The sequence below is a fragment of the Peribacillus sp. B2I2 genome (assembly GCF_041261685.1).
GTDB lineage: Bacteria > Bacillota > Bacilli > Bacillales > DSM-1321 > Peribacillus.
Genome location: NZ_JBGCCB010000001.1, coordinates 4453037 through 4472331, shown reverse-complemented (window position 1 = coordinate 4472331; position 19295 = coordinate 4453037). Strand labels below are relative to the sequence as shown.

The 19295-nt window shown below is 38.1% G+C and carries 16 protein-coding genes and 1 pseudogene; 10 read left to right on the top strand and 7 right to left on the bottom strand.

The window, feature by feature from the left end:
- Positions 1-69: 69 nt before the first annotated feature.
- Positions 70-237, bottom strand: coding sequence for a hypothetical protein (locus tag ABIE66_RS22180; protein WP_370016315.1), 168 nt, complete (start codon positions 235-237; stop codon positions 70-72).
- A 368-nt stretch (positions 238-605) separates the two neighbouring features.
- Between ABIE66_RS22180 and ABIE66_RS22175 the strand changes: the two genes are divergently transcribed.
- Positions 606-1055, top strand: coding sequence for an NUDIX hydrolase (locus tag ABIE66_RS22175; RefSeq protein ID WP_370016314.1), 450 nt, complete (start codon positions 606-608; stop codon positions 1053-1055).
- 88 nt (positions 1056-1143) lie between these two features.
- Here the strand turns inward: ABIE66_RS22175 and ABIE66_RS22170 are convergent, their stop codons facing one another.
- Positions 1144-2547: an NCS1 family transporter gene (locus ABIE66_RS22170; RefSeq protein WP_370016313.1), complete on the bottom strand. Its 1404-nt coding sequence runs from the start codon at positions 2545-2547 to the stop codon at positions 1144-1146.
- Between the two features lie 254 nt (positions 2548-2801).
- On the opposite strand from ABIE66_RS22170, the gene ABIE66_RS22165 reads away from it, so the two are divergent.
- The 9 genes and pseudogenes from ABIE66_RS22165 to ABIE66_RS22125 all read left to right on the top strand — a co-directional run bounded on the left by ABIE66_RS22165 (position 2802) and on the right by ABIE66_RS22125 (position 10932).
- Positions 2802-3032, top strand: coding sequence for a DUF3953 domain-containing protein (locus ABIE66_RS22165; protein WP_370016312.1), 231 nt, complete (start codon positions 2802-2804; stop codon positions 3030-3032).
- A 195-nt stretch (positions 3033-3227) separates the two neighbouring features.
- Entirely contained in the window at positions 3228-3578 is a 351-nt protein-coding gene (locus ABIE66_RS22160) for a DUF4181 domain-containing protein (RefSeq protein WP_370016311.1), read from the top strand.
- A gap of 28 nt (positions 3579-3606) precedes the next feature.
- The gene (locus ABIE66_RS22155) at positions 3607-4101 is read left to right on the top strand and encodes a hypothetical protein (protein ID WP_289334354.1); all 495 of its coding nucleotides are present in this window, start codon (positions 3607-3609) and stop codon (positions 4099-4101) included.
- A 155-nt stretch (positions 4102-4256) separates the two neighbouring features.
- Positions 4257-5138 carry a PhzF family phenazine biosynthesis protein gene (locus ABIE66_RS22150; protein ID WP_370016310.1) on the top strand — a complete coding sequence of 294 codons (882 nt, stop codon included), beginning with the start codon at positions 4257-4259 and terminating at the stop codon, positions 5136-5138.
- A 160-nt stretch (positions 5139-5298) separates the two neighbouring features.
- A complete protein-coding gene (locus ABIE66_RS22145) occupies positions 5299-6000 on the top strand; it encodes a response regulator transcription factor (RefSeq protein ID WP_289326343.1) in 702 nt (233 codons plus the stop codon).
- Positions 5997-7340 (top strand): sensor histidine kinase, encoded by a 1344-nt coding sequence (locus tag ABIE66_RS22140; RefSeq protein WP_370016309.1) that lies wholly within the window; start codon positions 5997-5999, stop codon positions 7338-7340. Before ABIE66_RS22145 ends, ABIE66_RS22140 begins: the two co-directional genes overlap by 4 nt.
- A 106-nt stretch (positions 7341-7446) precedes the next feature.
- Positions 7447-8187 carry a PepSY domain-containing protein gene (locus tag ABIE66_RS22135; RefSeq protein WP_370016308.1) on the top strand — a complete coding sequence of 247 codons (741 nt, stop codon included), beginning with the start codon at positions 7447-7449 and terminating at the stop codon, positions 8185-8187.
- Between the two features lie 376 nt (positions 8188-8563).
- Positions 8564-9157: a beta-class carbonic anhydrase gene (locus ABIE66_RS22130; protein WP_289326340.1), complete on the top strand. Its 594-nt coding sequence runs from the start codon at positions 8564-8566 to the stop codon at positions 9155-9157.
- A gap of 16 nt (positions 9158-9173) precedes the next feature.
- Positions 9174-10932: pseudogene (locus ABIE66_RS22125) on the top strand (SulP family inorganic anion transporter).
- A gap of 333 nt (positions 10933-11265) precedes the next feature.
- On the opposite strand, the gene ABIE66_RS22120 reads toward ABIE66_RS22125, so the two are convergent.
- From ABIE66_RS22120 to ABIE66_RS22100, 5 genes are all read right to left on the bottom strand, one after another.
- Complete coding sequence (locus tag ABIE66_RS22120) at positions 11266-12780, bottom strand: glycoside hydrolase family 32 protein (protein WP_370016307.1); 1515 nt, start codon at positions 12778-12780, stop codon at positions 11266-11268.
- Positions 12781-12912: 132 nt separating this feature from the next.
- Positions 12913-14379, bottom strand: a complete 1467-nt coding sequence (locus ABIE66_RS22115; RefSeq protein ID WP_370016306.1) for a glycoside hydrolase family 68 protein — start codon at positions 14377-14379, stop codon at positions 12913-12915.
- A 233-nt stretch (positions 14380-14612) separates the two neighbouring features.
- Positions 14613-15893: an ABC transporter substrate-binding protein gene (locus ABIE66_RS22110; protein WP_370016305.1), complete on the bottom strand. Its 1281-nt coding sequence runs from the start codon at positions 15891-15893 to the stop codon at positions 14613-14615.
- Positions 15894-15931: 38 nt separating this feature from the next.
- Entirely contained in the window at positions 15932-17104 is a 1173-nt protein-coding gene (locus ABIE66_RS22105) for a response regulator transcription factor (protein ID WP_370016304.1), read from the bottom strand.
- Positions 17105-17165: 61 nt separating this feature from the next.
- Complete coding sequence (locus ABIE66_RS22100; RefSeq protein WP_370016303.1) at positions 17166-18926, bottom strand: cache domain-containing sensor histidine kinase; 1761 nt, start codon at positions 18924-18926, stop codon at positions 17166-17168.
- Between the last annotated feature and the right edge of the window lie 369 nt (positions 18927-19295).

Sequence of the window (19295 nt, the reverse complement as noted above, 5' to 3'; positions counted from 1 at the left end):
AGCTCAAATTCACGAGTAAAGCGCAAACTTACGAGTAAAGTACGAACTCGCGAGTAAAACAGCACAAATTCACGAGTAAAGCGCAAACTTACGAGTAAAGTACGAACTCACGAGTAAAATACGCAAACTCGCGAGTAAACAGCACAAATTCACGAGTAAAACACGCAAACTCACGAGTAAACAGCACGAACTCACGAGTAAAACACGCAAACTCACGAGTAAAACCGCAAAACTCACGAGTAAAGTACGAATTCGCGAGTAAACAGCACAAATTCACGAGTAAAACAGCAAAACTCACGAGTAAACAGCACGAACTCACGAGTAAAACACGCAAACTCGCGAGTAAACACGCAAATTCACGAGTAAACAGCTCAAACGATCAAACTCACGAGTGAAATAAGCTGTTTTTCGCAAAAATAGAAGAGTTGGTTTGCAAATGGGGAGTACAACATCCATTGAGGGAGGACGGACGTTTACGGATTCTTTATTCATTGTTAAAATTTGAGGGTGTGTTAATAGTGGAGGCAGATGACGCTCTCTATGGTCAACATTCGTCACGGCGATGTGGTGGGGTTAAACTAACGATAAAGGGGTTACTTTATATAATGTTTAAGTATACAGTTTGTTTTGTTAAGAAAGATAATGAAATACTCATGCTCAATCGGGAGAAGGCTCCAATTATGGGTGTATGGAACGGGGTAGGGGGCAAAATCGAGAACGGTGAAACACCTGATATAGGTGCACGGCGTGAGGTGTTTGAGGAAACGGACATTGGAGTAGAGCCCTTTTTTTCTAAGGGAACGGTAACTTGGGAGACTTCAGAAGGTGAACTGGATGGGATATATGTGTATTTGTATGAAGTGGATGCAGATTTAATATATGAAACACCGAAAAAAACGCGGGAAGGTATTCTGGAATGGAAATCGATTGAGTGGATCCTCCATCCAGAGAATCTCGGAATTGCTGAAATGGTCGCACAGTACTTACCGGTTCTATTGAAAAAAGAAGGAAACTACACATTCACTTACAAAAATGGTCAAACGTATCATTCATGAAACCAACCTTCCTTAAAAAAAGGGATACTACCATTTTGAGCAGTATCCCTTTTTGGGCTGTCATATGAATGTTGATTGCGTCTACAAATTAACTTTCATTCCCGAATATCGTACCTTTTTTGAATCTTGAATCCTTAAAGGCGAACTTCATCAGAATAATATAGGCAATGCCTGCCACAACAACGCCGATGATCCAGGCAAGCTCCACTTTTATAAAGGCGGCACCGGCGCCGATAAGCATGGCGAGCAGTGCGCATGGATTATATCCTGCAAATGGTCCGTCTTCTCTGTATAAATCGGCAACATTCATTTTTTGCTTTCTTAATATATAATATTCGACTAATAAAATCGAAACGATCGGGCCTAAAAAAGCGGAATAAATCAGAATGAACATACCGAGCCCCTTCGCCGAAGAATCCTGTACAAGCACCCAAGGGAATGAGCAAAAGGCAAGAAGTCCGGTTATGATAACGGCAATCTTATATTTCAACTTTGTAAGTAAAGTAATGACATAGGTTGGCGGAATAATGTTGGCGACCATATTTACGGCAATCGCACCTATTACGATAAATGCAGAAACGCCTACAGTGATATAAGGATTGTCCACCACTATTGCAAACGCCTTAACGGGATTGGATATGCCGGTAGCGGTAGCAAGCATTACACCGATTGTCAGTACGAATCCATAGGCTATTAAAATGGGCGAAAAGTACAAAAAACCTCGTTTTGCATCACTGATGCCAGACTTAAGCTCTCTTGAATAGTCCCCTGCGCTTAAAAAGATAGCCGCATAATTCCCCAAAAACATCATGATGAAAGCAAAGAACGGCAAGCCCCATGATCCTTCGGCATGCACCCATTTTTCCGCGATGACCTCGCTATGTGATGTAAGGAGAATACCAAATACATAGACAAGCGCTAGCATGATAACGATGGATGCAAGCATTTCCACCCATTTGATGGCATGGAAGCCGTACAGCGAAAGCGCAATTTGCACCAGTTGAATCGCGACAAAGCAAATGACGGCATTATCAAAAGCGCCACCCGTCATGATCTTCACGATTTCGTTTAAGGCAGTACCACCGATCCAACTTTGAAAACCGTACCAGATGATGGCCGGAATTCCGCGCAAAAGTGATGATATGATGGAGCCTCCCATCCCGAAGGACATTCTGAGCTGAACAACATAGGGAATTCCGGTCCTGTATCCGATCCTATCATTTAAAGCGAAAATTATGGAAATGATGGCGATGGCGATGGCAGCTGCAGCAAACGTCTGAATGATGTTCAACGTTGCGGTTCCCGCTACAACCAAGCTGGCCCCTAGTGTCATATTCCCTAAATTGACGCCGTCTCCAATCCACATGAATATATAGGATATCGGGCCAACCGTCCTATCTTCTTTTGTTTTAGGCTTCAGAGATTCATCCAAATCCGCAGTATGGTTAAACTCCGTTTCTTCCAAAGCATGACTTTCTAGATATGTAGACAATTTACACTCAACTCCCATTCATAGTGTTATATGACATACCGCATAATGTAATAAAAGCTAACATAAATAAAGTATATAAGATTCGGATTTAGGAATCATTAGAAGAAGTGTGAAATTTCAGATATTATTTTGTGCTTTTTAACTAAAATTATTTCGGTAATCATATAAAAAAGACCCTCTGTCTGAAAGCTCACCTTTCACAAAATGGTATAATTAGGATATAGTTAGTGGATTGGGTTAAAGGGGGAATATTCTTGAATATAGCTAGAATCATCTTAGGAATCATTGTTTTTGCTTTATCAGCTACACAGCTAATTACCGGGAATGATAAGTTGTTACCATACAGCATGTTTTTCCTGGGGTTAATGATGCTGGTGATTGGAATTACCGATCTTCAAAAGGATCGTAAAGGATTCGTGGGGTATATGTGTCTTGTTGTCTCGCTATTAGTTCTCTTTACCGTCATTCTGAGTTTCTTAATATAGAATTAGTTTTTACCTAAAGATCTTAATGGGGGTCTTTGTTCATCATTGGGATATAGATTTGAAGTTCATAACAAAACAAGGGGGGCTCTTGCAGCTCTTTTTCTTATGTGCTTAAATGGCTGATTCGGTTAATAAGACCATATCTAATTATGGTAAAATATAGATAAAATGGTTGGTGAAAGGGATGTAGTTTTAGTGGGAATTGTGTGGATCTTCATTATTTTTATTAGTTTTTCTCTCTTCATAGATAAATTTTTAAGGAAATGGTTTGGTGTAGATAAGAAAAAGATAGCCGATACCCCTGGTAAGAAAGTGGATCGGTGGGGAAGAGCCATCATTGCATCCATTTATTTATGTACTATCCCCTTTGTTACAGAGGACCCATATGTCATGAAGTTGTATCTGATATCCTTTTTAATTGTATTAACTGGTTTTCAGTTGTTCTTGGAATGGAAGTACTTGAAAAACGCAAAAGAACATGTCATTACAATAGTTCAGCTTCTGTTAGCCTTAGTGATTATGTATAATGTGGATTATTTTATATAGGTTGGATGGTACATAAGGAGCAGATAATTTGAAAATAATGAGAGAAGCAACAAGCGGGGATATGGAAGCTGTGTATATGATGGGCCATGATGTTTGGGGAGACAAAATGGCAGCTAACGAATATATAACGATGTGTCGGAATTCCAGTAAATATAAAAAAGGTAAATGGCATGTTTTAGAAGAAACGGCTACAAAAGAGCTATTAAGTTCCTTGATTGTATATGAATTAAATCCCTCGGAAGCCTTGATTGTCAGAGGGATCGGTTCAATTGCCACCCCGATGCATTTGAGGAAAAAAGGATATGCATCGTTATTGATCCAGAAAGTGATAAACGATTTAGAGCAGAGGATGAATTGTACTGATTTTTTCCTATATAGCGATATTGGAACGGCATTTTATAAAAAATTGAACTTTATTGAACTCCCTTCCACTAAGCAAAAATATGAGGATAGTATTTGTATGTATTATTCGAATGAAAAGGATATGGACTCCATATCCTATGAAATCCCAAATTATTTTTAGTGGAATAGATATAGGGCTTTTAACATGAGAGTTGCTCAGGCAGCTCTTTTTTTTATGGAGCTAACTGGGCAAATAGCGACTGTAATTTTAAAAATTTAAATGCAATAATTGGGACATTCGTTTAAATAACTAACAAGTAAATGAGGGGGAGTCTTATGGAGAGGATTAATTATTCTATTGTTGATGTGTTTTCAAATGGAAAATATACAGGAAATCAACTCGCGGTTTTTAAAAACGCTGGAAATGTTCCGGATAATGAAATGCAACAAATAGCCAAAGAAATTAATTTTTCAGAAACTACCTTTATCTTGTCTGATTCAAAAATTGATGGCGGTTATGATGTCCGGATTTTCACACCTAATGAAGAGGTTCCTTTTGCTGGCCATCCGACTTTAGGAACTGCATACATCATTCAAAACGAAGTATTGGATGAACCATCGGAAAACATTATTTTAAACTTTAAAGGTGGTCAGATAACAGTATCATTCAATAATCAGGAAGAACTTATATGGATGAAACAAAATGAACCGACTTTCGGCCGGATTTTAGATGAAAATAAAATTTCTGAAGTTTTAAATATACATAAAGAAAACATAGATGATAGATTTCCCATTCAGGAAGTTTCGACTGGACTACCAGTGATTGTTGTCCCATTAAAATCATTGGATGCCGTTAAAAAAGTAAAGGTGAATAGAGAAAAATATTTTGAGTTAATTGAACATACTGAGGCAAAAGCCATTATGGTTTTTTCTCCAGAAACGTATAATTCGAAAAATGATTTAAATGTTCGAGACTTTGCAGATTTTTATGGTATCCCTGAAGATGCAGCTACTGGCAGTTCTAATGGATGTTTAGCTTCTTACTTAGTTAAATACCGGTATTTTGAAAATAGTGAAATAAACGTTCGCGTAGAACAAGGATACGAAATCGGAAGGCCTTCTTTGTTGTTTTTAAAAGCAGGGTATGATACCGGGAAAATCAACGTTCATGTAGGAGGTAAAGTAGTGAAAATTGCTCAAGGTGAATGGTTCCTTTAATAACCTAACATTCTAACAGGTGCTTTGCTTCAAATAGTAAGGTTGCTGAGGCAGCCTTTTTCTTATTGAACTTAGCTTCGCTATTAATCTCGTGATCCTATTTTTCTTACGCAAAATAAAAAGTCCTACAAAAAAATCCCCCCAAAAGGAGGCATTCCATATGAATAAAGAATCAATATTAATCGTAGAAGACGAAGAGAAAATTTTGAGACTGCTTGAATTAGAGCTTGAAATCGAAGGCTACCGAATCGGAAAGGCAATGGACGGGAATGAAGCACTTGAAGTATATGGATCAGGAAAATGGGATTTGATCTTATTGGATGTCATGCTTCCAGGCATTAGCGGAATCGAGCTTCTTCGTAAAATTCGTACGAAAAACACCTTTACACCTGTCATCCTGTTAACGGCAAAGGGGTCGGTTGAAGATAAAGTTTCTGGTCTTGATCTCGGCGCGAATGACTACATTACAAAACCCTTCCAAATTGAGGAATTGCTTGCTCGAATCCGTGCGGTTTTAAGAATGCGAACTGCAGCACCTTTAATGGAAGATGACGGCGATGAATGGCTAAATACTGCTGATTTAAGGTTAAATGTCAAAACGCGCGAAGTCATCAGAGGCGAAAATGAAATTGACCTAACCCCAAAGGAGTATGATTTACTTCTTTATTTACTGAAGAATAAGCGTCAAGTGCTAAACCGGGATCAAATTCTGGAAGCGGTCTGGGGGTATGATTTCTATGGAGAAACAAACGTAGTGGATGTGTATATCCGATATGTTCGAAAAAAGCTCGAATATGGCTTTGATGCGCCACTTATTCATACTGTAAGAGGCGTTGGCTACGTCATAAAGGAAGCCAAATGAGACTTCGAAGGAAAATAAATTTATATACAACGGTGTTATTCATTTTCCTGCTGCTTTTGATGAATGTTTCCATTTATTTTGTTTTCAGTAAACAGGTGATGATGAATGAACTTAATCGTGCGAAAGCGGAGACAGAGAAAATGGCATTTGATGTTAGTGAAAATGTAAATCGTATTTCACCAAATGATCTACTACGTGCCTATGTGCCTATAGATGGCATGGTTGGTATTGTAATAGAGGGTCAAAGGCAAGGAACAGTTGTTACATCCAATTCTGAAAAACAGTTATGCAATCGACCTAGCAGCTTTTACCCAGGTGAGGAGAGCGCAATCATCACTTTTGATCAGAAAAAGTATGTGTTCGTTTCAAACCCGATCGTTTGGGGGGATGGAAGTGTAGTTAATCTTCAAATCACCAAAAGCATTCAAGCAACAGAAGAAATGCTCGCTGTTCTTCGCATTGTATTAATTGCTGTAACGGTCATCGCCATGATTCCTGTTCTGATATCAAGCAGTATTCTCAGTAATTTCATTGCTCGTCCGATTCGCTTGATGATTGAAACGATGAAAGAGATTCAAACAAGTGGCCAATTTAAGCGACTCAGCCTAGAAGAAAATTCAAAAGATGAACTTGTGGAAATGGGGAAAACCTTTAATCACATGATCGATTTGTTACAGGCTAACTTCGAGAAACAGGAACAATTCGTATCAAATGCTTCACATGAATTAAAAACACCGCTAACTGTCATCGAAAGCTATGCGAGTCTTTTGCAAAGAAGGGGTTTAAAGCGTCCTGATTTGTTTGATGAATCAGTAGAGGCCATTCATTCTGAGGCCATTAGAATGAGAGAGATGACAGAGCAATTGCTCCTGCTTGCAAAGCATCAGGAAAAATGGAATATTGTGAAGGAAAACGTAAATCTGACTGATATCATGGCAGATTTAGCAAAAGTGTATAAAAATGCGTACGATCGAACAGTGGAGATTCATAGCAACGATGCAATTGAAACATTAACGGACGTTCAAAAGTTAAAACAGCTTTTGTTCATTTTTTTGGACAATGCAAGAAAGTATAGTGACGAGCATATCTCAGTCTACATAGGAAAAACAGGTAATGAAGCATATATCCGCATCGAAGACAGAGGGGACGGAATCCCAAAGGCTGAATTGCCAAAAGTGTTCGATCGCTTTTATCGTGTAGATGAAGCAAGAAGCCGAAAGCAAGGCGGATCAGGATTAGGGCTTTCCATGGCAAAGGAAATTGCTGAGGCAATTGACGTACGGATTGAAATGGATAGTCTCGAAGGCAAGGGAACAATCGTCACTCTTTTATTTACTTAAGTCCCTTTACTGAAAGAGATTTAAATAAAAGAATGGGTGAATTCTTATCGAGTTCTCATTTTACCAAGATTTAATTAAGCCAGAATGAAGTTGGATGGGTGATACGATGAAGAGTAGAAGATGGCTGGTACCAGTTGGGTTAATTGTCGTGTTTGGTCTGCTTTCATTTGTCGGATTTCAATGGTGGGCTCCATCATTATCCGCGGAAAACTTGACTATAGAAGAAGTGAACCAGATAGCAAAGGATAAATATCCTGGAACCATTATTAAGACAACGAAAAATGATGGTGAAGAATATCAGATTGAAATGCAGCTTGAAACTGGGGTATATCAAATTAGGATGGATGCAGAAAGTGGGGAAGTTAATTCCATAAAAAGGAAGAGGTTAGCTGAAGAAACTTCAGATCATGCAACTGAAGAAACGACGAAGCAACTAACTCAAAAAGAAATAAAGGAACGTATTTCCGCAAAAGGTGATCTGGAACAAATTGATTTTGTGCAGGAAAAAGACAACTCCTATTATAAAGCAGTTGTAAATAAGAATAATGAAAAAACCACATTAATACTCGACCCATATACAGGAACCATTATTGACTCAAAAAAGGTAGCAGATAGTATCATTACAGAAAACGAAGCAATTGCGATTGCCGAAAAACATGTAAAAGGAACAGGTGATGATACAGAATTTTATCAACCCCCGAATCAGACACCGTATTATTTGGTCGAAGTTGAATTGGAAGATGATCGTGACGCAGTTGTCCAAGTGGACGGTTACACAAAAGAGGTAAAAACAGTTACATGGGAAGATGATGATGCTGATGTGGATGATAATGATGACTCTAAATAAAACAGTTTGCTCAAAACTGAGAAAAACTAAGAGATGTTTCCCATCACATTTCAATTTTCCTTTCCGCTAAAATAAAAAAGGGTGATACCAATTAGATGTCTAATGGGTATCACCCTTTTTTGTTGAGTAAGGGAAATGCAAAACAAAAGAGAAGAAATTGTAATAATTCTCACCATTTTCTAATCCTTCTATCATTTAACTCTAATTTAATAACTTTAACATGGAATTAGCTTAAAAGAAGGTTTCATCCATGTAAAACGAAGCCAAATAAGATCATTGGATGAAAAGCATCTGGATCATTGTACTTACCCCTTTTTTAAAACATTACCTTCTATAACAATTTAACAAAGAATTGCAACGGAAAGGAGAATGATGAATGTCAATCATTTCGAGTATTTTGGATTATAACAAGACGTTTGTCGATCAAAACAAATATACAGAGTTTCAAACGACAAAGTATCCAGATAAAAAGATCGTCATTATAACGTGTATGGATACCCGTCTATTGGAATTGCTTCCAAAGGCGTTGGGTTTAAAAAATGGAGATGCGAAAATCATTAAAAACGCAGGAGCTATTGTTTCTCACCCCTTTGGCAGCATTATGCGCAGTGTCCTTGTCGCTATTTATGAGCTGAAAGCGGAGGAAGTATGCGTGATCGGACATCACGGATGCGGTATGGTGGGGCTTCAATCCTCTTCACTTCTTGATGCCGCAAAGCAGAAGAAAGTCAGTCAGGAGCATATTGATATCCTAACAAACTCTGGTATTGATTTAACAAAATGGCTGTCAGGTTTTCAATGTGTGGAGGAGAGTGTTACTAATAGTGTCCGTTTGATCAAAAACCATCCCTTATTACCGGATTCCATTGCCGTTCACGGTATGGTCATCCATCCCGAAACCGGTAAATTGGATCGAATCATAGATGGATATAGCAACGTTGTCAACAAGGATGAAATACATATTCAATAAAAGAAGGGGCGATAAAATGATGGGTTCTAGCAGGCTTGAAGGATACAACTTTGGCCATTTTCAGAAAGACCTGGTTGCCGGTGTGGTAGTTGGGATTGTAGCAATTCCTTTAGCGATGGCTTTTGCCATTGCTTCAGGGGTAAGACCAGAATACGGACTGTACACATCAATCATAGCTGGAATCATGGTCTCCCTTTTAGGCGGATCGAGATATCAAATTGCAGGCCCGACTGGAGCCTTTGTCCCGATCTTGTTGGGAGTGGTCATGCAGTATGGATATGAAAAACTGTTAATCGCCGGTTTCTTGGCAGGTATCATGATTTTTCTATTAGGTGTGTTCAAACTGGGGAGATTCATCAAGTTCATACCGCGTCCAGTTACCATCGGATTTACTGCTGGAATTGCTGTGATTATCTTTTCTGGCCAGATTGCCAATTTCTTTGGACTCAGTAACTTAAAAAAAGAAGAAGCCTTTCTTTTAAACATGAAAGAAAATCTTATTGAACTTCAATACAGTTAATATCTACAGTGTACTGGTGGCTATCATAAGTTTAACTCTCGTCATATTAACTCCAAAATATTTACCGAAAATCCCTGGAGCCTTGCTGGGATTGATTGTATCAACTCTAGTCGCCACCTTTTTCTTTCCTGATCAGGTAGCGACCATTGGATCGGCTTATGGCGCCATCCCTAATGCCTTGCCCCATTTTCAGTTCCCCCATATCACTGGCAGCCTAGTGATTGAACTCCTTCCGGCTGCTTTGGTCATTGCCATGCTTGGAGGAATTGAATCACTATTATCCGCTGTAGTGGCAGACGGCATGACCAACAGTAAACATAACAGCAATAAAGAGCTGATGGGGCAAGGATTGACCAATATGATTACGCCATTATTTGGAGGCATTCCGGCTACAGGTGCCATCGCCCGTACCGCAACGAATATTAAAAACGGTGCAGTTTCCCCCATATCAGGTGTGATACATGGGTTGGTGGTATTGCTGGTGTTAGTCAGTTTAGCTCCTTATGCTTCTGCCATTCCTTTGGCAAGCATGGCTCCCGTTCTTATGTTTGTCGCATGGAACATGAGCGAACGCCAAGAATTTTCGCATATCTTAAAAGCAAAAACCATGGATTCGGTCGTATTGATCGTCACCTTCTTGTTAACAGTTTTGATTGACCTGACAACAGGTGTTGGGATCGGTTTACTATTAGCTATTCTATCTTTTGTTAAACTAATGAGCGGTACACTGAAATTAACAAAGGTTTTACCAGATCCAGCTGATAAACTAGTTAAACCGGAAATGGTGCAACAAGGTTCAAGCTGCCCGCAGATAAACATTTATACGATAGAAGGACCTTTATTCTTTGGTTCAATCGAAAGGTTGCAAGAAGAAATCGAGGAAATGATGCGTTCTAAACCAAAAATCCTCCTATTAAGAATGAGCAATGTGTCATTCATTGATACTTCGGGAGAAGCACTTCTCACCGACATTGTGAAGCAATTCAAGTCCCACAAACTACAAGTGTTGATTTCCGGGATTCAACAGGAACCTAAAGAAATGCTCGAAAAAACCGGTTTTATTAAACTGGTTGGTGAAGAACAGTTCTTTTCCAATACGGGTGATGCCATTAATGAAGCTTTATCCAAACTGGATGAGAACCGTTGTAAAGGGTGTAAACAATTTGCTTTTGATGAATGTACGGTACTCTCCCAGCAGGTTCCGAAGCCTGCGGTATTAAAACAGAAAAGAAAACGGGAGATAGGGTTAACATGACCCTTATCAAGAAAGATCAATTCACGAAAATTAAGGCATCTGCTTTTGGCAGATGCCCTTATTTCTAATCAACTATCTTCTTGATTCACCATGGCTATAAATGAATACGGTAGTAGTCAGGAAGGTTACAAGTAGAAGTAACTCAAATACAAATAGATTCATGAAGACACAATGGAGAGGGAGGGACAGAAGCCTCTCAGCCATAGCGAGAAGCCGGATTTCAATACTTGTTGAATCCGGCTTTTCGTTATTACTCCTTATTGAAGAGTAGGGAAGACATGGTGAATTGTGGTCAAAGTATACCCTCATAGTATCGCCATTCATAAATGGTGTTCAATTAATCGAACCGAGGTGTTTGATCTTAATATTATGAAAGACCGCTTTGCCTCCCTCTGAGAAGAGGGATATTCCTTTATCATCAAATTCAGGGAATATTAAATTTGAATGTGCAATCTTTCCATCATCCACAAACACCTCAATACTTGTTTTATCAATGAGGATCTTTAAGTGAACATGTTTCTTGCTAGCATCATATGGAGCAATGCTTTTAATATATTGATTACTTTCGTCAGGGTGTTCGGTGAAATTTCGATTGACATAAGAGTAGTTTTCTTCTACAAAAATTCCTACGTCAATGTGGCGTGTTCGATCTGCTGATTCTCGAAGCCTTAAGCCTACATTGTTTAGGTCTGACCAATTGATATCCGTCTCCAATTGATATACATCACCTTTTACATCTAGTGTTTTGGAACCATTCACTTCAATTTGTTCATAGGAATCCGTTGAACTCGTCAATTCTTTCAATGCTTCGATAGGTTGTGAAGATAAATAATATTGGTTGTTGCCCGCATGTTTTAGCCCGATTTGGCGAACGATGGAATCCATTCCATTAAAGCCCTCTTTCAGGGTCGGAGTATTATCGGCATAGGCCCAATTATTCATCCAAGCGAGAGCATACCGTTTGTTGTATTTATCGCTTTCTGTCCCATCTTCAAATGTAACTCCACCATACCAATCGAAGCCATAATCCAACCATTGCGGTTTATTGTAATCTGGGAAGAATTCCATTCCATCAAAGCTTCCAGTCCAATAGGCGTATGTGTTTGGTTTACCATTCGATTGCCCATTAGCACTGACACCAAGTACCCATTTTAGAGTCCCATCATCCGCCCGTAACAAATAAAGGTCCGGGCACTCTACAATACCTATGTTTTTCGTGACAAAACCGCTCATATACTGCCAATCTTTTAGGTTGTCAGACTTATAAAAACCTATTTTTGTTCCCTCAGCCATGACCATAATCCATTTATGATCACTGTCATCCCAGATGATTTTTGGATCTCTAAAATCTTTCGTTCCTGGATTTGAGATGATGGGATCATCACTGTAGGAGGTAAATGTTTTACCGTTGTCCGTACTATACCATAGAAATTGTTCCTGTTTAACGCCATCCTTGGAGGGCTGCGTAACAATTGCCACAAGAGCATCTTTTCCAAAGCCTGCCGTATTTTCCTTGTCTACAACGACTGATCCCGACCATGGATCTCCATTATCATTGGTATATTTCGGAATGGCTATCCCTTGATCGCTCCAATGCACCAAGTCCTTTGAGGTTGAATGACGCCATTCTGTTCCATTTCCATCCGGATAATCCCCATTATAGAGGTAAAAGTAATGGTACTCACCATCTATGAAAATCGGCTTCTGAGGATCGTTTTTCCACTTGTCAGGTACAGTGAAATGGTAGTTAGCTCGATACGATTCCTCTTTATGCTTAACTGGTAAAGTTGATTTGACTAAAAAGACTAATAATCCGGCAATGAATAATCCAAGTATTAATAGAGCCAACCTCTTAAAACCTTTCTTAGTAAAAACTATTTTGTCCAAGTAAATCACCACGCTAATCAAAAAAAGAAAATGCCAATTTTATAGACATTTTCTTTTTTGATTTATTTTGTAAAAATTAGGATGAACATTAAATTATTGGTTATTCGTTAGTTGACCCTGTTCCTGAATACTATCTTCTATCACAGCTGTATTTGGCCCTTTAATGTTAAGTGAAAAACTTGGGGCAAAGGTAGATTTATGGTCTTTAAAATAACCTCTATTTGTCATGTAACTTGTGATAACTACATTATCGCTTTCCGGTTGTGGGATTGCATAGTGAGCGTATGTCCAAGTAATATCATAAGGATCAAGATCTTGATGTAAGACAATTCCGGTTTTATTTAACGGTTTGTATGGGCCAGTTAAAGAATTTGCCACGTAGCCTAACATGTAAATATCTTTATCATCAATTCCATCAATGGTCATTTTTGATCCTCTTGTACTTGTGAATAAATACCATTTTCCGTCCTTTTTAAATATGTTAGGACGTTCAATTTCATCTGTGACTGTATTCGAAACAATCATGGGTTTCATTTCGTTTTTTAATGTATAATCATCGTTTATTTCAATGATGCCAATTGCACCATTTGCTAATTCAGCTAAACCTTTTTTAGAGCTTTGCAGAAGTTTATCCTTTTCAGCTTGGAAGAATTTATTGCTGTTGCCATAGTAGGCCCTGTTGTAAAGGGATTCTTCTCCTTGGTAACCATATTCAGTCCCAGTATTCGCTTCAAAAACAAGGTATTTACGACCCTTATCTTCAATATAGTGAGGATCTCTGAATGTATGATTATCACTAAAATTTTCATCAGCGAAAGCCTTATCATGTGATTGATAAAACTTGCTGTCTCCGCCTTCATAGATGGACTTGAAATCTTCTACGCCATCCACTTGCAATGTACCAGCACCTGACTCAGATAAGTTTATTTGAGCCGTTGTTAATGTTTGTTTACCGTATTGCTTGGAATCTGGTGAAAACTGTCCGCGATTTGTATAGAATAAGCGAACTTCTCCATCAGACGTGAAGGTTGCAGAACCGGACCACTCTTCTGCTTGATTTTTTAAATAAGGATCATTTGGAACATTTTTATCATTATCATCAAATACTCTGCCAGCATTTTTCCAAGCATCAATGGATGTTTCTCCAACTTTTTTGTAGAACAAGTAAATGAACGTGTCACTACCATTTTGAGGGTCTCCAGCCAATCCGAATACGATATGATAGCCCTTATATTCTGCCACTGTACCATCAGCGTTTTGTAATGGCCAGGTATCCCATACATCCATATCAATTAAATTTCCTGATTTGTCATACTTTTTTGCTGAGGGAATGTTTTTTATTGTTGATTCGTCAAACTTGGGAACTGTAAACTTTGCATCGCCTTGTTGATTAATCATTTTTTGCATGTCGTAACGAGTGATTTGTGAAGTGCCATACTTTTCATTGTGATCTAATGGGTCTTTTGGTGCCGCGAAAGTTTCTGAGCGACTGCCTCCTAATAAGATAACTGTACTAAGTGTTATTACTGTTGCTTGTTTGGCAAGCCTGTTAAGGTTCATATGCCTTCCTCCTAGAATGTTTATTAGTATATAAAAATAAAGTCTAGTGGAACGATTACTTTTTGGGAGTAACAGTCCCGCCTGTTTGAAGTACTAATAAAATTATAGGTTAGTCTTAATTCTATGGATATGTCATATATTGATTAGAATTTAGTCTTATATTGATATCGTAGTTTTCGCCGTACAAAAAAATGCCCCAACAAAGGAGGCAAGAAGTGTACAGAAGTCCTATTTTATTCGCTGGAAGCCCTTTCCCATGACCTCTGAAACTCGTGCAGTAATTGACCACGACTAAGCTTGTTTCCTACATATAGCTGCATGGCAGCCCCAAATTCTTCTCTTATTCCGACAGGGAAATCATACCAGTTTGAGTGTAACGTTTTTCCTTCTTTATAATACTGAATCGTTTCATCAGCAAGAGGTCCTAAATTGTCAGCTTCAATGTTAGTGAAAGCAGGAATGAATTTAAAGCGTTCTGTCAAAAACATTTTGCCTTGTTCGGAAGAAACCATCCAATTTAAAAATCTCTTCGCTTCTTTCTTCTTTTCTGGTGTGGTTTGTTTGTTTACAACCCAATAATTCGGTACGCCGACCATCAAGGCTTCCTTCTTAGGTTGATCATTTATTGGTATTGGCATAAATCCGATGTTCATATTCGGTGATTGTTGATCGATCATCGGCTGTATCCAGTTTCCTTGTTGAATAATCGCTGCATTTTCTGAAGTGAATAGATTCACTTCCATGTTGTAATCGGTTGTTAGCGGGTTATTGTTTCCATACTTTAATGTTACATCCAGCAAATTGATTAGATCATTGAATTTTTGATTATTATATATTTTTTCAGTTCCATCATTTAGGCCTTTTATAAAAGCCGGTGGATCTTCTTGCTCTGTAAAACCGACATTCATTAAGTGGTCACCCAATTTCCACTCTTCATAATATCCAGTTGCAAAAGGAGTAACTCCTGCTTTTTGCAATTTTTCAGCCACTGCTATTAATTCAGTCAGCGTTTTGGGTAATTCATCGATTCCTTCCTTATTAAATATATCCTTATTATAGATGAATCCGTACCCTTCCAGATTAATCGGCATCCCATGAATTTTCCCATCGAATTTCATAGGGGTTAATGCATCTTCATATGCATGTTCAACCCAGGGTTGGTCAGAAAGATCCTCTAAATATTCACTCCACTGTTTGGCATTTTCGTATCCGCTGTTTGTGAAAATATCAGGACCATTGCCAGTGGCCATTTTTGCTTTCAAATCAGCAAGGTTATCCATAGCCCCGCCAACCGTGTGAACCTTTATATCTACATTTGGATTTTCTTTTTCATAAGCAATCACCATTTGTTCGAACTGCGTAGAAATTTCAACCTTCGGATTCCTTACATTCAAAGTGATTTTTCGCTCTGAAATTTTCGGTTTTTTTGTTCCGCTCTCAGTCTTTGTTTGACATGCACAAAGTGATAGGCTCAATATTCCGATTAAAAATATGTTTAGTATCTCTTTTTTCATCATGTCACCCCTGCAATTTTCTAATTAAGGTGAATTATTTACTTCTGATCTGCATTCTTTTCACCGTTTCGGTACTCGAATGGTGTCATGCCAACCACTTTTTTGAATAGTTTTGAAAAGTATTTCTCATCCTGATAGCCGAGCATTAAAGAGATGGAGTAAATGCTTTTTTCGGTTTCTCTTAACCAGCGTTTTGCTTGGTCAGTTCTAAGTTTAGTGACGTATTTGGACAGGAGCATTCCGGTTTTTTGTTTGAACTTTCTTGAGATATGTTCGCGACTTAAGAAGAATACATTCGATAGTTTTTCTAAACTCAATTCTTCCATGTAATATTTTTCAACATATGAAACGATGTCCTCTATGCGACGTGCAACATCCAAGTCATCCAAACGGTGGATGGATCTGAAGTTTTGATTTTTCATTGCTTTTTGTAATGACTTAAAGGAATTGTGGATATCCCCCAATGATTCCAAGGGCTCGCCACAAACAAGGCGGACAGGAATATCAAATTGATGGCTGATCCATTCTTCAACGGATAACCAATGGTCAGGTATGGTGATCACTAGACAAAGATTATGATCATTCTGAAGCGCAAATACATTTCCGATTTTCCGCTCAACAAGTTCGTCAGCGAGTAACTGAATGTAGGGGGCAGGATGGTGCATTTGATAAAAGGAAATTAATGTAAGAGTGTATCCGTCTGCTTTTGGAAGATATGACTCAATATCGTTTTTGTCGAAGTTTTCCCCCATACAAGCGGCAGTAACTAATTGATTACCCCGATACCTTTTAACATCTTCATATACACCGGTATCTTCATTAGCACGAACTTCTTCTTCATTCGCCCATGATTTAACGGCTTCTTCCAGTGTTTTGTTAAATGCATCAGCTTCAATCGGTTTCAACAAATAATCGAAGCTGCTAAACTGAATTGCTTTACGCATAAATGAATAGTCGTCAAAACCCGAAATTAAAATCACTTTACCAGGATAAGAAATGGAATCTAGCCACTCGATTAGTTCCATACCGCTCATTCCCGGCATTTTCACGTCTGTAAAGATGATTTCCGGACTTTCCTTCTCTATCATTCTTTTTGCATCATCGCCATTACTCGCTTCTAATAGTTGGGTGATACCGTATTTTTCCCACTGCCCCAAATGGCGTATTACGTCACGTACATTGAACTCATCATCGACAATTAAAGCTTTCACAGATTTCATCTCCTTATATGAATGAGTTAAAGTGTCCGTTTTTGAATAGCTACGAAGCAATCTATTCATTAGCAAGCGGAAATTCTAGTGGAATCACTATTTTAACGGAAAATCCTTGTCCTTGATACGTATCCACTTCCAGGCCTGCTTTTGATCCATAATTTAGAACTAAACGGTCATAAATATTTTTCAGACCGATATGATTATGTGAATATGTGCTTTCATGTGGGGACGCGTATATATTTTCTCTTAATATTCGAAGCTCCGCCTGAGTCAAACTAGGACCCGAATTTTCAACGATGAGGTGTAAAAATTCTCCTTGTATTTCTCCATGAATAGTTAAATGAGCCTGATAGAAACCTTCTTCATAACTGTGTTTAAAAAAGTTTTCAACGAGGGGCTGAAGAATCATACTTGGAATCGTCATATCAAGGATCGTCTCGCTTATTTTAATAGAATAGTTCACATTGTTTCCAAAACGCTCCATTTGAAGGCTTAGGTATGCTTCTATATAATTCATTTCATCTCGAACCAACACCCATTGGTTTGCCTTAATGGAGTAGCGCATCATTTTAGATAGTGACGTCAATAAATGGTAAACTCTTGGAGAATTAGATCTTAGGGCAACTGCACCAATAGATTGTAACGAATTAAATAAGAAATGCGGATTAACCTGAGATTTTAATGCTCTGAATTGGTTTTTTCTATTTTCTATTTCGAGTTTATATTCTCTTTCAATGTGTAGATTGATTCGGTTCATCATATCTTTCATATGTTTTTCCAGCTCACCAATTTCGTCTTTTCTTCCATCATCAAAGGGGACATCCATATTTCCACCTTTTATTGTTCTCACTTTCTTGCTAAGAAGTTTAATGGGACGAGTGATTCTGTATGAAATAATACCAATCATTAATAGCCCTAACAAGCCGACTATTAGTCCAACAATTATATTTGTATAGGCAGTCTTCCGGACATCATCGAATAATACATGATTAGGGGTTATCTTAACTAATTTCCAATGATTTAGAGTTCCTGATAATGTTTTGGTTAAGATAATATCTTCACCCGTAATCTGCTTTTTAAATTCAGGAGTAACGGATTTTCCTATAAGGGACCGATCATTTGCATACATGACATTGTTATGTGAATCCATAAGTATTACAGATTCTTCATCCTTTTGAATAAGGCTGTTACATATACGGGCATAGGCATCCAAATCTATATCAATTGTAATTATTCCGAGATATTCGTTTGAAGGCACATCGACTATTTTATGGTGAAAAGTCATCACCATCGTGTCGTCCGACTGGGGAATGATTGCTGTGTCATTGTAATTTTGAATTTGATGTGGCGGCTCAATCATGTAATTAGAGTCAGAGCTATAAAAGTGTTTTATCGGTTCCTCATTTAATAAATCGGGTTGAGGTTTCCGGGCACTGACCGTCGCATTATAAACTGTAAACGATTCTTGATCCTTATCAATATAAAACCGTACTTGACGGATTTCGTTTCGCATCAGATAAAAGGTTTCTATACTTTTTTCCATCGCAATCGGGTTAAAGTATATCGAGTCTTCAAAACCATTCTTGAAAATCCGGAATAAATCGGGATTTCGATATAATAGATAGGGAAGATTAATCATGTCATCAAAGTATTGCTCCAGTTCTTCAGCGTTATTCTGAAGTTGTTCTTGGCTATTTTCAAGTTCATGTCTCTCCACACTATTTTTTGTATAGCTGTAAATCAGAAACACTGATAGAAAATACGGTAAGATGATAAAAAGAAGTAACATTAACAATAAGCGACTTTGAATGGTTTTCACAGAAGGTGCCCCTTTCGCTAAAGGCCCATTATTTATTTCATGCAGAGTTTATATAAACGTTACAAACAAATAATCCTTAGCTCCATTTTATTATGATGCAGTTTTTTTGCTTTATTTAGTCAGTCTTGAATACTATTTTAAAACTATATCAAATAAACACGTATCGTCAACAAGGCATAAACACGTGATGCGCATTGAGAACATGGAACAAAAAACTATTCGATATAAAAAAACGGGAAATTCATAATTTCTCATTTTTCAAAATTGGAGGAAGGAAGAGTATAAATGATTACGACTATAGTAGCTTGTCTAGAAGAGTTTTGAATGTGTTTGCTGACAATTCAGGTGAAGTTTCATAAAGTAAAAACG

What these genes read in the sequence shown, in the direction of transcription:
- ABIE66_RS22150 (WP_370016310.1), top strand. Translation starts at nt 4,257, where the DNA reads ATGGAGAGGATTAATTATTCTATTGTTGATGTGTTTTCAAATGGAAAA.
- ABIE66_RS22175 (WP_370016314.1), top strand. Translation starts at nt 606, where the DNA reads ATGTTTAAGTATACAGTTTGTTTTGTTAAGAAAGATAATGAAATACTC.
- ABIE66_RS22130 (WP_289326340.1), top strand. Translation starts at nt 8,564, where the DNA reads ATGTCAATCATTTCGAGTATTTTGGATTATAACAAGACGTTTGTCGAT.
- ABIE66_RS22110 (WP_370016305.1), bottom strand. Translation starts at nt 15,893, where the DNA reads ATGAAAAAAGAGATACTAAACATATTTTTAATCGGAATATTGAGCCTA.
- ABIE66_RS22135 (WP_370016308.1), top strand. Translation starts at nt 7,447, where the DNA reads ATGAAGAGTAGAAGATGGCTGGTACCAGTTGGGTTAATTGTCGTGTTT.
- ABIE66_RS22140 (WP_370016309.1), top strand. Translation starts at nt 5,997, where the DNA reads ATGAGACTTCGAAGGAAAATAAATTTATATACAACGGTGTTATTCATT.
- ABIE66_RS22115 (WP_370016306.1), bottom strand. Translation starts at nt 14,379, where the DNA reads ATGAACCTTAACAGGCTTGCCAAACAAGCAACAGTAATAACACTTAGT.
- ABIE66_RS22145 (WP_289326343.1), top strand. Translation starts at nt 5,299, where the DNA reads ATGAATAAAGAATCAATATTAATCGTAGAAGACGAAGAGAAAATTTTG.